15 protein-coding genes and 1 pseudogene are annotated in these 14782 nt (G+C 70.7%); 5 read left to right on the forward strand and 11 right to left on the reverse strand.

The window, feature by feature from the left end:
* On the reverse strand, positions 1-1739 hold a 1739-nt coding region (locus tag JHN63_RS34005; RefSeq protein ID WP_200688029.1), incomplete at its 3' end, for a sensor histidine kinase.
* Between the two features lie 186 nt (positions 1740-1925).
* Between JHN63_RS34005 and JHN63_RS34010 the strand changes: the two genes are divergently transcribed.
* Positions 1926-2489: a hypothetical protein gene (locus tag JHN63_RS34010; RefSeq protein WP_200688031.1), complete on the forward strand. Its 564-nt coding sequence runs from the start codon at positions 1926-1928 to the stop codon at positions 2487-2489.
* A 59-nt stretch (positions 2490-2548) separates the two neighbouring features.
* Here JHN63_RS34010 and JHN63_RS34015 read toward each other — a convergent pair whose 3' ends face one another.
* From JHN63_RS34015 to JHN63_RS34045, 7 genes are all read right to left on the reverse strand, one after another.
* Positions 2549-3763 (reverse strand): acyl-CoA dehydrogenase family protein, encoded by a 1215-nt coding sequence (locus JHN63_RS34015; RefSeq protein ID WP_200688033.1) that lies wholly within the window; start codon positions 3761-3763, stop codon positions 2549-2551.
* Between the two features lie 6 nt (positions 3764-3769).
* The gene (locus JHN63_RS34020) at positions 3770-4801 is read right to left on the reverse strand and encodes a phosphotransferase family protein (RefSeq protein WP_200688035.1); all 1032 of its coding nucleotides are present in this window, start codon (positions 4799-4801) and stop codon (positions 3770-3772) included.
* Between the two features lie 186 nt (positions 4802-4987).
* Positions 4988-5284, reverse strand: coding sequence for a hypothetical protein (locus JHN63_RS34025; RefSeq protein WP_200688037.1), 297 nt, complete (start codon positions 5282-5284; stop codon positions 4988-4990).
* A gap of 259 nt (positions 5285-5543) precedes the next feature.
* Positions 5544-5867, reverse strand: coding sequence for a DUF202 domain-containing protein (locus JHN63_RS34030; RefSeq protein WP_200688039.1), 324 nt, complete (start codon positions 5865-5867; stop codon positions 5544-5546).
* Positions 5864-6256 carry a DUF202 domain-containing protein gene (locus JHN63_RS34035; protein WP_200688041.1) on the reverse strand — a complete coding sequence of 131 codons (393 nt, stop codon included), beginning with the start codon at positions 6254-6256 and terminating at the stop codon, positions 5864-5866. The genes JHN63_RS34030 and JHN63_RS34035 overlap by 4 nt, the downstream gene beginning before the upstream one ends.
* 10 nt (positions 6257-6266) lie before the next feature.
* A complete protein-coding gene (locus tag JHN63_RS34040; RefSeq protein ID WP_200688043.1) occupies positions 6267-6806 on the reverse strand; it encodes an NUDIX hydrolase in 540 nt (179 codons plus the stop codon).
* Between the two features lie 26 nt (positions 6807-6832).
* Complete coding sequence (locus tag JHN63_RS34045) at positions 6833-7726, reverse strand: DMT family transporter (RefSeq protein WP_200688045.1); 894 nt, start codon at positions 7724-7726, stop codon at positions 6833-6835.
* A 353-nt stretch (positions 7727-8079) separates the two neighbouring features.
* Between JHN63_RS34045 and JHN63_RS34050 the strand changes: the two genes are divergently transcribed.
* The 4 genes from JHN63_RS34050 (at position 8080) to JHN63_RS34065 (ending at position 12197) form a co-directional block, all read left to right on the forward strand.
* Positions 8080-9030: a hypothetical protein gene (locus JHN63_RS34050; protein WP_200688048.1), complete on the forward strand. Its 951-nt coding sequence runs from the start codon at positions 8080-8082 to the stop codon at positions 9028-9030.
* Positions 9031-9159: 129 nt separating this feature from the next.
* Positions 9160-10713: an APC family permease gene (locus JHN63_RS34055; protein ID WP_200688050.1), complete on the forward strand. Its 1554-nt coding sequence runs from the start codon at positions 9160-9162 to the stop codon at positions 10711-10713.
* Positions 10714-10828: 115 nt separating this feature from the next.
* A complete protein-coding gene (locus JHN63_RS34060; RefSeq protein ID WP_200688052.1) occupies positions 10829-11578 on the forward strand; it encodes a molybdopterin-dependent oxidoreductase in 750 nt (249 codons plus the stop codon).
* A complete protein-coding gene (locus tag JHN63_RS34065; protein WP_200688054.1) occupies positions 11562-12197 on the forward strand; it encodes a cytochrome b/b6 domain-containing protein in 636 nt (211 codons plus the stop codon). The genes JHN63_RS34060 and JHN63_RS34065 overlap by 17 nt, the downstream gene beginning before the upstream one ends.
* A gap of 23 nt (positions 12198-12220) precedes the next feature.
* Here JHN63_RS34065 and JHN63_RS34070 read toward each other — a convergent pair whose 3' ends face one another.
* From JHN63_RS34070 to JHN63_RS34080, 3 genes and pseudogenes are all read right to left on the reverse strand, one after another.
* A complete protein-coding gene (locus JHN63_RS34070; RefSeq protein ID WP_200688056.1) occupies positions 12221-13255 on the reverse strand; it encodes an L-idonate 5-dehydrogenase in 1035 nt (344 codons plus the stop codon).
* A gap of 18 nt (positions 13256-13273) precedes the next feature.
* Positions 13274-14032, reverse strand: a complete 759-nt coding sequence (locus JHN63_RS34075) for an SDR family oxidoreductase (RefSeq protein WP_200688058.1) — start codon at positions 14030-14032, stop codon at positions 13274-13276.
* A 10-nt stretch (positions 14033-14042) separates the two neighbouring features.
* Positions 14043-14782: pseudogene (locus JHN63_RS34080) on the reverse strand (GntP family permease); the annotation flags it as partial.

Genomic DNA, 14782 nt, shown 5'->3' on the forward strand with positions numbered 1-14782 from the left:
TGCGGTGCGGCTGTCCTGGCGGGCAGCGCGGGCAACCGCTCCGGGGCCCGGACCCGCACCTGGATCGGGGTGCCGTCCGCCCGCCAGGACAGCCGCACCGCACGCTCCCGCAACGCGCCCAGCAGCCCCAACTGGTCCAGATCCGGCGGCCGTAGCCCGTCCACCAGCCGGCGCACCTCCGCGACCGCGCCCCCGACCTCGGACCGCAACTCGGCCAGCAGCACCGCCGCCCGCTCCGGATCGAACGTCAGCAGATTGCGTACGGCGTCGGCCTGGAAGGCGGCTCCGGCGAGGGTCGGCCCGAGGCCGTCGTGCAGATCGCGGCGGATCCGGCGCCGCTCCTCCTCGCGCGCGGCCACGATCCGTTCCCGGGAGTGCTGCAACTGCCGGGTGAGATCGGTCGCGTGCAGCGCGGCGGCCAGCGGTACGGCGAGCAGCTCCAGGACGGCCAGGTCGGCGGTGTCGGGCTGCTGCTCGCCGGGGCGCAGTCCGATCACCAGCGCGCCGACGGTCCGGCCGTCGTAGTCGAGGGGTATGGCGTGGATGCGCTCGCCCGCCTCGCCCCAACTCCCGTCCGTCACCCCGGACTTCGACTCCACGCACACATATGGCAGTCGCAGTGCCTCGCCGACCGCCTCCGGGACCGCGTCGACGCCGGTGCCGGCCAGCCGTTCGCCGATGCGGGAGACGGCGCGCACCGGGTCGTGCCGGTCGCCGTAGAGGGCGTGGCCGACCAGGCGTTGCAGCAGGCGGCGGGCGGGTTCGAAGACGACGGCGAGGGTGACGGTGATCAGGGCCGGGCCGAGCAGCGCGGGGTCGGGGTTCAGGAGGGACTGGACGGAGGTGACGAGGCCGACGTAGGTGACGATCACGCCGACCGTGAGCGCGCCGTAGAGCAGGCTGCGGGAGACGACCAGGCGGATGTCGAGGAGTTCCTCGCGGACCACGGCGATCATGATGGCGACCGGCAGGAACAGGGTGCAGCAGGACGTGTAGACCGCCGGGCAGCCGAGGATCTGAAGGGCCACGCTGACCGCCAGCGGCAGGATCCCCGCGATCAGCCACAGCAGCCGGCGGCGGTCCTGCTCCCCGCCGCGTCGATGGCGCACGGCCATGACGGCGAACACGGCGGTCAGCACCAGACAGGCCTTCGCGGTCTCGACGTCCCGCAGGGCGGGCATCCAGCCGTCCGGCACCGGGAGGTAGGAGGGTTGGGCGGGCGTGCCGCGGAACAGGCCCCAGTCGTCCCGCGCCCAGATCGCGAAGTCCAGCGGGGCGGACAGGAGTTGGGCGGCCAGGGCCCAGCGCCAGCGGCGGTCGGGCAGCTTGCCGTCGGGGAAGAGGAAGAACACGAGCACGAACGCCGTGGAGCTGCCGACGATCCAGGTGTGCCGGCCGAGGGTCGTGACCGTGTGCAGGACGTCCGGCGGCCAGCCCAACCGCAGTCCCTCGACGGCCAGTCCGATCGACATGCCCGTGAACGCGTGGCCCAGCCCGTAGCCGATCAGCAGCCAGCCGATGGGGTTGCGTGGCCGGTGCAGGGCGATCACCGTGCCGCAGACCGGGTAGGCGAGTCCGACCGCCAGATCGACGACCATGTCGTAGTGGACCAGGTCCGCGACGGAGACGTGCGCCGCCACCAACGCGACCGCCCCGGCCGCCACTTGGAGCGCCGCCAGCGCCAACAGCACGTACGCCGTCGCCGCAGGTGGCCGGGTGCGCCCGTCGCGGTCGTCCATGCGTCCCATCGTGGAGGTGCGGCGCCCGGGTGTCCTGGGAACGCTTCCCGGTCCACCCGGGAGAGGTCCCCGGCGCTGCCCGAGGGCTTCCCCTCAACTCCCGGCCCCCGCAGCCGTGATGCTCGGAGCAGCGGAACGGCGGGCCCACCGCCGGACCGTACGACAGGAACCAACGGGGGAAACACCATGCTGTCAACGAAGCGGCGCCTGACCGGCGTTGTCCTGGGCTCCCTGCTCGCTCTCGGCGGTACGGCCGCGGTGCCGGCCGCCGCGCAGACACCGACGCGGGCGGTGTGCGGTATCGCGGTCAACGAGCCGCACATCTACCAGCGTTGGAGCGCGCTCGGCGGAGCGAGCGGCTGGCTCGGCTGCCCGACCACCGGCACCAGGGACGTGTACCTGAACGGCGCCTACGCCGGCAAACGCCAGTACTTCACCTACGGCACCGCCACCTGGTCGCCGCGCCAGGGCTCGAACATGGTCGTCGCCGCGTGGGAGGACCGCGGCTACGCCTACTTCAACTGGGGGACGACGGCCCCCTACCGCTACGACTCGTTCCTGGTCCGCTGGACCAGCGCGTCCGACCCCGGCGGCACCCAGCGGGAGTTCGGCGGCGGCACCGCCGGCCGGATCCGGGTGCGGGAGCAGAACACCGGCGCCTACGTCTTCACCGTCGAGGGCTGCGACATCAACGTCTTCGGCCACACCTGCCGGCAGGGCTGGACGCTGAAGGCGAGCACGCCCAACTGACCATCACCTCGGGGGAACGGGGCTGGAGGGGGCGACCGCCCTTCCAGCCCCTCGCGGTGTTACAGGTACTTCTTCAACTCCCGGCGCGCCAGCGACCGTTGGTGCACCTCGTCCGGGCCGTCGGCCAGCATCAGGGTGCGGGCGCTCGCGTACAGCTCGGCCAGCGGGAAGTCCTGGCTGACGCCGCCCGCGCCGTGCAGCTGGATCGCCTTGTCGAGGATGCCGACGACCGTGCGCGGGGTGGCGATCTTGATGGCCTGGATCTCCGCGTGGGCGCCCTTGTTGCCGACGGTGTCCATCATCCAGGCCGTCTTCAGGACCAGCAGCCGCAGTTGCTCCACGGCCACCCGGGCGTCCGCGATCCAGTTGTGGACGACGCCCTGTTGGGCCAGTGCCTTGCCGAACGCGACGCGGGACACGGCGCGTTGGCACATCAGCTCGATCGCCCGCTCGGCCATGCCGATCAGCCGCATGCAGTGGTGGATACGGCCCGGGCCGAGTCGTGCCTGGGCGATGGCGAAGCCGCCGCCCTCCTCGCCGATCAGGTTCGTCGCGGGCACGCGCGCGTGGTCGAAGATCACCTCGGCGTGGCCGCCGTGGGAGTGGTCCTCGTAGCCGAAGACCTGCATCGCGCGCTTGACCGTGACGCCCGAGGTGTCGCGGGGGACGAGGATCATCGACTGCTGGCGGCGGATGCCGGCGCCGGTCGGGTCGGTTTTGCCCATCACGATGAAGATCTTGCAGTCCGGGTTCATCGCCCCGGAGATGTACCACTTGCGGCCGGTGATGACGTAGTCGTCGCCGTCCCGCTCGATGAGCGTCGTGATGTTGGTGGCGTCCGAGGAGGCCACCTCTGGTTCTGTCATCGCGAACGCCGAGCGGATCTCGCCTGCCAGCAGCGGTTCCAGCCACTGCTTCTTCTGCTGCTCGTCGCCGAACTGGTGGAGGACTTCCATGTTGCCGGTGTCCGGCGCCGCGCAGTTCAGCGCGGTGGGTGCCAAGTGCGGGGAGCGGCCGGTGATTTCGGCGAGCGGTGCGTACTGGAGGTTGGTCAGGCCGGCGCCGTACTCGGAGTCGGGGAGGAAGAGGTTCCAGAGGCCTTGGTTTCGGGCTTCCGCTTTCAACTCCCCTACCACGGCGGGGGTGTCCCAGGGGGAGGCGAGTTGTGCGCGTTGGTCCTCGGCGACCGGTTCGGCCGGGTAGACGTACTCGTCCATGAAGGCCAGGAGCTTGGCGCGCAGTTCCTCGGTGTGTGCGTCGAACGCGAAGTCCATGGTGGATCAGCCTTCCTGAAGGGTGGTCAGGCCGTGCTCGATGAAGACGGGGACGAGTTCGCCGATGAGGTCGAAGCCGCGGCCGACCGTCTGGCCCAGGGTGTAGCGGTAGTGGATGCCCTCCAGGATCACGGCGAGCTTGAACCACGCGAACGCCGTGTACCAGGCGACCGACTCCACGTCGCGCCCCGAGCGCGCGGCGTACCGTTCGATCAGCTCGGCCGGCGACGGGTGGCCGGGGGCCGAAGCGGTGGTGGAAATGGGGGAGTTGGGCAGCTCCAGCGGGATGCTGTACATCACCAGCAGGCCCAGGTCGGTGAGCGGGTCGCCGAGCGTGGACATCTCCCAGTCGAGGATCGCCTTGATCTTGTCGACGCCGTCTTCTGTGCCGATCAGGACGTTGTCGAGGCGGTAGTCGCCGTGGACGACCGCGGGGGTGGGGGACGTGGGGAGGCGGCGGCCCAGGGCCGCGTGCAGCTCCTCCACGCCGGCCAGCTCGCGGTTGCGGGAGGCGTCCAACTGCTTGCCCCAGCGGCGCAGTTGGCGGTCCAGGAAGCCCTCGGGGCGGCCGAAGTCCGCCAGGCCCACCTCTGCGGGGTCCACCGCGTGCAACTCGACCAGGGTGTCGACCAGTTCGAGGACCGCGCCCCGGGTGCGCTCCGGGCCCAGCGGAGCCAGTTCGTCGGCGGTGCGGTACGGGGTGCCCTCGACGAACTCCATGACGTAGAACGGGGCTCCGAGTACCTCGTCGTCCTCGCAGAGGAGGATGGGTTTCGGTACCGGTACGTTCGTCGGGTGCAGGGCGCTGATGACCCGGTGCTCGCGCTTCATGTCGTGCGCGGTGGCCAGGACGTGGCCGAGCGGGGGGCGTCGTACGACCCACTTCGCGGTGCCGTCGGTGACCGCGTAGGTGAGGTTCGACCGTCCGCCCTCGATCAGCCGGCCGGACAGGGGGGCGGTGACCAGACCGGGCCGCTCGCGGTCGAGCAGACCGCGCAGCCGGTCGAGATCGAGTCCGGGCGGGTGGTCGGGGCTCATACATCACTCCTACGAACGGATGCTGGTCTCGGCTGACGCGTTCCATCATGCCGACCGGTCGGTATGTCGTCCAGTAGGGGAGCGAAACGTGACCGGGGCCACGATAAGCCGACAGCTCCCCGCGCCGGGGTGGCGGGGAGCTGTGGATCGGTGCGTTCGGGCCGTCACTGGCCGTGGGTCTTCGACTCAGTGGTCGTCCCAGTGGCCGTCGTGCAGGGCGTGCCGGTGGCCGTCGTGGACGTAGTCGACGTGGTCGCCGTGCAGCACGCTCGCGTGGCCGCAGTCCTGGCCGTGCTGGTGTCCGTGCTCCTGGTGGGCGACATGGCCGCCGGGCTCGCACTCGTCCCAGTGGCCGCTGTGCTCGCGGTGCAGGTGGCCGTCGTGCGCGTAGTCGACGTGGTCGCCGTGCGGTACCGCGGAGTGTCCGCAGTCCGGGCCGTGCGTGTGGGTGTGGGAGGAGTGCTCCAGGTGCAGGGTGGTCATGGTGCTCACCTTCGGAAGTGCGGGCGATGACGACGGACAGGGTGCCATGCGAATCGCCCATATCGGGTCATCCGGGGTGCGTGGCGCCGTGGTTGGTGGCTGGGGTCGGGGTCGTGGCGGTGCGGGGAGCCCGCCGCCGGTCGCGCCCCTCCGGTGTTGTCGCAGTGGAACGGGTGGGGACCAGTTGAGCGGCGGGCTGCGCCGCACCGCCACGACCCGCTCCCGTTGCGTCGGCGGGTGCGGATGTGTGGTCCATCCCTCAATACACGAGCACCGCCGCGCATGCCGCCATGGCCACCGTGCACAGCACCGCCGCGGTGGCGTGGCGGGGGGCCAGGGGTGGGGGTGTGCCGCCGGTCGTGAGGGTGGTGATGCGGCGGTGGGCGATGGTGAGGAAGCCCAGCCAGAGTGCGCAGCACAGGGCGCAGACGATGATGCCTTCCGGGTGGATTCCGTGGTGCAGTGCGGCCTTCGTGGCGAGGACGGCGGCGACCGTGCTCGACAGAGTTGTGCGGCGCCAGGCGAGGCGGGTGCGTTCGGGTTGTAGGCCCGGGTCGCGGTCCGGGGGTGGGGGGCTGGTCATCCTTCCCACCCGGCCAGGACGACTACGACCATCACCACGGCCACGATCGCCACGGCTACGCTCAGCAGCGCCGGGAAGCGGGACACCGGTAGATCCTCGCCCCGTCGCATCGCGCGTTCGCAGCGCACCCAGTGATTGACCGCGCGCAGCGCGCACAGCACGCCCGCCGCCAGGAGTGCGAGGGCCAGCCCGACCCGCCATGCCCAGGGCAGGTCCGGGAGGAACTGGTCCACCGCGAAGCCCCCGCCGATCAGCGCGAGCGCGGTGCGCAGCCAGGCCAGGAAGGTGCGTTCGTTCGCCAGCGAGAAGCGGTAGTCGGGTGTTCTGCCCTCCTCGCTGATCTCCTGGGGCGCGAACCACAGTCGGACGTTCCGTGCGAAATCGATCACGAGCAGGACCCTATCCGGCCGGTTGTGACCGGTGCGCCGCCGTCTTCCGGTACTTCTTGAGGCGTTCGTAGGCCGCGCGTCCGTCCGGTACCCACTCCCACTCCGTCAGCCTTCGCTCGATCTCCTCTTCCGGCAGGAAGTCGTGCCAGGCGACCTCCTCGGCCTGGGGGCTGACCGGCAGTTCGCAGCGCACCTCGTACACCGCCGACCACCAGGTCTGCCCGGCGTCGTCGTCGTACAGGAACTTGAAGAGGAAGGTGGGGCGGGGCAGGCCCGAGACTCCGAGTTCTTCCTCGGCCTCGCGCAGTGCCGCGTCGTCGTAGGACTCGCCCGCGCCCACCACTCCGCCGACGAACATGTCGTGGAGGGAGGGGAAGACGAGTTTTGTGGGGGTGCGGCGGTGGACGAAGATGCGGCCCTGTGCGTTTCTGGCCTGGATGAAGACCGCGCGGTGGCGGAGGCCCTGGGCGTAGGCCTCGCCGCGCGGGGACTGGCTGATGACCCGGTCGTGTTCGTCGACGATGTCGAGGAGTTCGTCAGCTGGGTTCATGCCCTCATCAAAACAGGGGCTGTTGTTCAGTGCGGTTGGAGGGCCGGTTCCGGCTTTGGCTTTGTGGTGCCTCGTGGCATCGCGGGGTGCATGCCCAGGAGCAGGATGCCCACGACGATTCCGGCCAGGCCCACCGCCTCCCAGGCCAGCGCGCCCGTGTCGGCGCGCAGGCGGTCGCCCAGGAAGCCCACCCCGCAGATGATCCCGGCGAGTGGCTGGGCCGCGGTGAGGGCAGGCAGGGACATGCGCAGGGGAGCCGTCTCGAAGGCGCTCTGGACGAGGACCAGGCCGGTCACGCCGAGCGCCAGCACGCCGTACGGCTGCCAGCCCGTGAGCAGTTCGGTGAGGCCGCCCTCGGTGAAGCGCTGGCCGCTGACCCGGGTGAGCGCGTCCTGCACGCCGTAGAGCAGGCCGGCCGCCAGGGCCAGCAGGACCGGGCCCGCGCTGAGACGGGAGCGTTTGGCGTATGTCGTGAGGAGGAGGGCGAGGCCCACCATGACGCCGATGATCAGCCAGTGACGGAACGGGTCGGTGACCGGTGTTCCGCTGCGCGGCTCGCCCGCGACGATGAAGGTCGTGACGCCGCCGGCGAGCAGCGCGAGGCCCGCCCAGCCCTGGCGGCCCAGGGGTTGTCTCGTCTGCTTGCGGGAGAGCGCGAGCGCGAAGAGGAGGTTCGTCGCGAGGAGGGGTTCCACGAGGGAGACCTCGCCCTTGCTGAGCGCTATCGCGCCGAGCACCATGCCCGCGACCATCAGGCCGATACCGCCGAGCCAGCGCGGCACCCGCATCAGGTCGAGAAGGATCCTCGGGGAGAGGAAGTCGCTCAGGGGTGCCTGCTGGGCCGCGTTCTGCTGGAGCACGAACCCGAAGCCGAGGCAACAGGCCGCGCTCACGGCGAGCATCAGAACCAGAAGGGACACGCTGCGTACCTCGATCGTCAGGCCGGGTTACGGGGTGCGTTGGGGCGACTGTAGCGCCCCGGGGTCCGGCTCGCCCCTGGGAGTACCCGGATGCGGGATCGTGCTGCCATCGTCCGTCGCCGCGCGCCGGAGCGCCATGGCGTACGCCACATCGATGACTCGCGGACGGTTGGGAGCGTACCGTCCCGGGTAGGGGCTCGTGCCACAAGTGCCGCACACGCAACGGAAGTTGACAGGTGTAACAGCAGTACGGCACTTGACGTGAAGTATTGGTGGAGGGTTTGCTGTGCGTGTTCGGCCGATAGCGTGCCGAAATCCCGCAGCGTCGCGTGAGGATCGTGAGGAATTCCCGGGTGTCCCCACCCCCGCCACCCCTCGGACGTCGTCACAAACGTGCGTCCCAGGCCTTCGATGCAGCGCTCGACGACGAACAACTCGTCGCCGCCCGCGCCGCGTTGGCCCAGGGACGCTGGCAGGCGGCGCGTGGACTGCTCGCCCAGACGGGCGACGAGTGGGACCTCCGCGCCCACCGGGTCACCGTCCTTGCCCAGGAGTCCTACACCGCCGCATGGGCCCGCGACTGGCTCCTCGCCGAACCGGAGTCCGGTGACGCCTCCGTCCTGCTCGCCGTGGCCCTGGTCCAGCGCGTCCTCGCGGGCAAGGAGAAGCCGGTCCGCGCCCGCGAGGCCTGCCGTACGGCGGCGACCCGGCTGCCCGACGATCCGACGCCGTGGCTCGGGCTGCTCCTCCTGGAGCACGCCCTCGGCACCGACGAGGGCGTCGTCCAGCTCTTCGACGAGGTCCGCCACCGCTACGCCGACCATCACCACGCCCACCACCTGATGGTGGCCCGGCTCGCGGAGCGCCGCGCCGACGCCGGCGTCGACCCCCTGCACGAGGTCTACGACTTCGCCTACTGGGCCGCCGAACAGGCCCCCGCCGACTCCCCGCTCGCCATCCTGCCGGTCATCGCGCACGCCGAGCGCTACCGCGTGCTGGCCGCCGCCGGGCTGGAACCCACCGACCCGGCCGACTCCGGGCACTGGACCGGACGCCGGGCCCGGCAGGTGATGAAGGCCGCCTTCGACTGGTGGCTGGAGTGGGAGCACGAGGGCCATCCACGCCGTCTGGTCGACCTCAACTTCCTTGCCCACGCGAAGTGTTGCGAGGGCCGGAGCGCCGAGGCGGCCGCCCTGTTCCACCGCATCGGGGAGCACCCGACCCCGGCCCCGTGGTCCTACCCGGACCGCGACCCGCTCACCGCCTTCCGTGCCGCACGCGACAGCGCGCTCGGCACGTCGTAACGCCCCCGTACCGACGACTGCGTAGCGAAGTGACGCAAGCGATGTAACGCAGTCGTAGCAACGCACCGGTAGCGACGAAACGCGACCGTAGCAACGCCCCCGTAGCGACCCCGAAAGGACGTTCCCGCCATGACGACGGGCAGTTCCAGCACGAGCAGCGCCACCGCAGACGGCGGCGGCAGCGGCATCAGCACGTTCAGAGGGCAGGAGCGCGCCCTGCGCGCCGACCGCCTCGGCACCGGAGGCCTGCTGCTCTCCGTGCTCGCCGCGACCGCACCCCTCATGGTGGTCGCGGGTGTCATGCCCACCACATTCGCGGTGATGGGCATCGAGGGGCAGCCGCTGCTCTTCGTCCTCCTCGGCGTCGTCCTCGTCCTCTTCAGCGTCGGCTACGCAGAGATGAGCCGGCACGTGCACAACGCGGGCGCCTTCTACGCGTACATCTCCCGCGGCCTCGGCGGCACCGCGGGCGCGAGCGCGGCCCTGGTGGCGCTCGTCGCGTACAACGCCCTCCAGGTCGGCATCTACGGCATCTTCGGCTTCGAGGTCTCCGGGCTCTTCTCCACCTACGCCCATGTCGACGTCGCCTGGTGGATACCGGCGTTGGTGGCCGTGCTCGGTGTCGGCGCGCTCGGCTGGCTGAAGATCGACGTCAACGCGCGCGTGCTCGGCGTCCTGCTGATCATCGAGGTCGCGCTCGTCGTCATCTTCGACATCGCGGCCGTCGCCGACCCCGCCAAGGAGGGCCTGTCCCTGCACGCCTTCAACCCGGACACCCTCAGCGGCGCGGGCGTCGGCACCGCCCTGTGCTTCTGCATCGCCGCGTTCCTCGGCTTCGAACAGGCCCCGGTCTACGCCGAGGAGACCAGCCGCCCGCACATCCTGGTCCCCCGCGTGATGTTCCTCGCCGTCGGCGGCGTCGCCGTCTTCTTCGCGCTGAGCTGCTGGGCGCTCACCGTCGCGACCGGGCCCTCCCAGATCGTCGGCGTCTCCCAGAAGCAGAGCGCCGGCCTGCTCTTCTACCTCACCGACTCCCGGCTCGGCGGCACCTTCACCGACGTGCTCCACATCCTGTTCGTCACCGGCATGTTCGCGGCCATGCTCAGCTTCCACAACGTCGTCGCCCGGTACGCCTTCGCCATGGGCCGCGAGGGCCTGCTGCCGTCCGCCTTCGGCCGTACGACGAGTGCGAGCGGCGCGCCCGGCACCGGCTCGCTGCTCCAGACCGCCGTGTCCGCCGTGATCGTGATCGTCTTCGCGATCGCCGACGACAAGCCCACCGGCGACCCCACCGCACCCGTCCTGCACCTGTTCACCTGGTTCGGCAACATCGGCGCCCTCGGCGTGATCCTGCTGATGGCCGCCGCGTCCCTCTCGGTGATCGTCTTCTTCGCCCGGCGCGGCGCCGTCGGTGCCCAGGCCTGGCGGCTGGTCACCTCCGCGCTGTCCGGCATCGCGCTCGTCGTCATCGCCGTCTACACCGTCAAGGACTTCGACGTCCTGGTCGGCGCGGGCCCCGAGTCGTCCCTGAGCTGGATCCTGCCCGGGATCATCCTCCTCGCGGTCCTCGTCGGCCTGGCCCAGGGACTGCTCCTGCGCTCCCGCAACCCCGAGGCGCACGCGCGGATCGGACTGGGCAACGAGGCGTTCCAGCTCGACAAGGCGGCGACGGAGACGTCGTAGCCGATCCATGTTCTTGGTGCGGCTCTCTGAGAAGCACGTAAGAAGTGGTTACGGAAGTCTGACGGGCACCCGCGATCCCTGGCCGCGCCGGGGTCGCGGGTGTTCGAATGAATGCGTGAACCCTGAACAACCCGAGCCCGAGGCCGAGGGTGCGGAGAAGGCGGAAGGCCGGCCGATCGGCCGCCGGGTCCTCCTCGGCACGCTCGGCCTGGGCGCCCTCGGCGTCGTCACCGCGCCCGCCCTGCAGAACGGCATGGAGGGCTTCCTCGGCGCCGTCTCCGGCAAGGACCCCACGGGACTGACCGGACTGCTCCCGAACGGCGGCGGCTTCCGCTACTACTCGGTCACCGCGTCCGTGCCGAACAAGAACGCCCAGAACTACCGGCTGACCGTCGACGGCCTGGTCGACAAGCCGACGTCCTACACCCTGGCCGACCTGCGCGCGCTGCCGCAGACCCGGCTGGTCAAGGACGTCCAGTGCGTCACCGGCTGGCGGGTCCCCGGGACCCCCTTCGAGGGGGTGCGGCTGTCCCGGCTCCTGGACGCGGCGGGAGTGCGGGCCAAGGCCGGGGCAGTGCGCTTCACCTGCTTCGACGGCGCCTACACGGAGAGCCTCACCCTCGACCAGGCCCGCCGCTCGGACATCCTGGTCGCGCTGCGCATGCAGGACAAGGACCTCGGCCACGACCACGGCGGCCCGGTCCGCCTCTACGTCGCCCCCATGTACTTCTACAAGTCCGCGAAGTGGCTCTCCGGCATCACGGTCACCGAGCATGTGAAGCCCGGCTACTGGGAGGACCGGGGCTACGACGTCGACGCCTGGGTCGGCAAGTCGAACGGACGCGACGATGACCCTACGAGCTGAAGCCCAGCCCCCGCAGACGGAGCCCTCGGCCCGCGTCCGCCGCTTCGGCCGCACCGAGCGCTGGGTGCACCGGACGACGGCCGCGCTGATGGGCATCTGCGTCGCCACGGCCGCCTGTCTGTACGTCCCGGAGTTCGCGGAACTCGTCGGCCGCCGTGAACTCGTCGTCCGCATCCACGAGTTGGCGGGGGTCGCGCTGCCCGTGCCCGTCCTCTTCGGCCTGTTCTCCCGGGGCTTCCGCGTCAACCTCGGCTTCCTCAACCGCTTCGGCCCGCACGACCGCGTCTGGCTGCGCGGCGCCCTGATGCGCGACAAGCGCCGCTCGGCCCGCCCGGCGGGCAAGTTCAACGCCGGCCAGAAGATCTACGCCAACTGGATCGCCGGCGCGACCCTGGTGATGCTCGGCACGGGCCTGATGATGTGGTTCACCCACCTCACCCCGATCATGTGGCGCACCAGCGCGACCTTCGTCCACGACTGGCTCGCCCTGACGATCGGCATCGTGCTGGGCGGCCACATCGGGATGGCGCTGGGGGACCCGGAGGCGCGGGCCGGGTTGCGTACGGGATCGGTGAGCCGGGACTGGGCGAAGCGGGAACACCCGCTCTGGAAGCCCTAGTTGACGTCTCGCTGAAGTGCCGGTCAGCTCGCTCGGCCCTCGAAGTCCAGCAGCACCTTGCACGACCGGCTGCGGTCGGCCGCCAGCGCGAACGCCGACTCCGCGTCGCGGACCGGTACCACCGCGCTGACCAGAGCGTCGAACGACGGCTCCACCGCGAGGAGTTGGAGCGCGTCGTCGAACTCCGTGTCGAAGCGGAACGCGCCACGGAGTTCGATCTCGCGGCTGACGACGAGGTTCCCGGCGAAGGGGCTCTGCCCCGGCGGCAGCATCCCGAGCTGCACGACCACCCCGCCCCGCCGTACGAGCCGCAGGCAGGTGTCGAGCCCGGCCGCCACCCCGGACGCCTCGATGGCCACGTCGACCTCCGACGGCCACCCGGAGTCGTCCGGATCATCGGCCCGTACGACGGTGTCGGCACCCGCCGCCGTCGCGTAACTCAGTGCCGCCGGGAGCAGATCGGTGACCGTCACGTGTGCCGCGCCGGCCGCCTTCGCCGCCGCGACGACCAGGCAGCCGATCGGGCCCGCGCCGGTGACCAGCACCCGGCGTCCGGTCACGTCCCCGGCCCGGCGTACGGCGTGCAGCGCGACGGAGAGCGGTTCGGCGAGGGCGGCCCGGCGCAGCTCCAGGCCTGCCGGGATGGGCCTCAACTGGTTCGCGGGGACCACGACTTGGGCCGCGAAGCCGCCCTGTAAGTGCGGGAAGCGGGCCGCGCTGCCCAGGTACGCGGTGTCCCGGCAGACGTTGCGCCGACCGTCCGCGCACTCGGGGCACACCCCGCACGGAGTCGCCGGGTGCACGGCAACCGCCGTACCGGCGGCGGGACCTGAGCCCCCGGGGCCGTAGGACACGACCGTGCCGACCACCTCGTGGCCGAGCAGCATCGGTTCCTTGAGGCGGAAGTCGCCGACGCCTCCGTGGCGCCAGTAGTGGAGGTCGGAGCCGCAGACGCCGCCGTAGCGGACGGCGACCAGGGCCTGGCCGGGGCCGGGCTCCGGGACCGTCAACTCCTCGACCCGCAGGTCGTCCTGACCGTGAATCACACAACCCAGCATGTTCTGGACTCCCGTTCTCTACAGCACGCTCGTCATGCCGCCGTCGACGTACAAGATCTGTCCGCTCACGAAGTCCGCGGCGGGCGACGCCAGGAACAGCACCCCGCCGACCAGGTCCCGTGTGCTGCCCCAGCGACCGGCGGGCGTCCGCTTCCGGACCCAGGCGCTGAACTCCTCGTCCTGGACGAGGGGTTGGGTCAGTTCCGTCTCGATGTAGCCGGGGCCGAGACCGTTGACCTGCACGCCCGACGGGCCCCAGTCGGCGCACATGCCCTTGGTGAGCATCTTCAACGCGCCCTTGGTGGCCGCGTAGGGCGCGATGCCGGGCCGGACCACCTCGCTCTGCAGCGAGCAGATGTTGATGATCTTTCCGTGGCCGCGTTCCGTCATTCGGCGGGCCGTCTCACGGCCGACCAGGAACGCGCTGGTGAGGTTGGTGTCGATGATGCGGTGCCAGTCGGAGTCGGTGAACTCCAGGAGCGGGGCGCGCAGTTGCATACCGGCGTTGTTGACCAGGATGTCCAGCGGGCCGACCCGGTCTTCAATGTCCTTGATCCCGGCGGCCACTGACGGACCGTCGGTCACGTCGAAGGCGGCGGTGTGGACATCGCCGGAGAGTTCGGCGGCGGCCTTGGTGAGCCGTTCACCGTCCCGGCCGTTCAGGACGACCGTGCAGCCGGCCTCCAACAGGCCCTGCGCGAGGGCGAGTCCGATGCCCCGACTGGAACCGGTGACCAGGGCCGTACGGCCACTGATGTCGAAGAGAGGATGACTCATTCCCGTACCCCTAGATGATCAGCGAGAGGAGGAGGACCAGTCCGCCGGCGACCACTGAGATGATCGTCTCCATGACGGACCAGGTCTTGAGGGTCTGGCCGACGCTCAGGCCGAAGTACTCCTTCACCAGCCAGAAGCCGGCGTCGTTTACATGGCTGAAGAAGAGCGAGCCCGCGCCGATCGCCAGGACGAGGAGAGCGGTGTGGGCGCTCGACATGTCGGCGGCCAGCGGGGCGACCAGACCGGCCGCCGAGATGGTGGCCACCGTCGCCGAACCGGTCGCCAGCCGGATCGCCACCGCGATCAGCCAGGCCAGCAGCAGCGCGGGGATCGACCAGTCCTTGGAGATGTCCAGGATCATCTGGCCGACACCGGAGTCGATCAGCGTCTGCTTGAAGCCGCCGCCCGCGCCGACGATGAGCAGGATGCCCGCGATCGGCATCAGCCCCTTCTCGACGGTCGAGGACAGCCGCTCCTTGGTGAAGCCGGCCGGGCGCCCCAGCGTGAACATCCCGACGATCACGGCCGCGAGCAGCGCGATCAGCGGCGAGCCGATGACGTCGAACACGCGCTGAACGGTGTGCTCGGGGTCGTCCACGATGATGTCGACCAGCGCCTTGGACAGCATCAGCACGACCGGCAGCAGGATGGTGGAGAGGGTCGCGCCGAAGCCGGGACGGTTCTCCAGGTCCTCGGAGGGGCGGGAGGGGATCATGCGTTCGGGGGCCTGGACGTCCACCCAGCGGGCGG

It is taken from the genome of Streptomyces sp. MBT65, from assembly GCF_016612545.1.
In the GTDB taxonomy this organism is placed as follows: domain Bacteria; phylum Actinomycetota; class Actinomycetes; order Streptomycetales; family Streptomycetaceae; genus Streptomyces.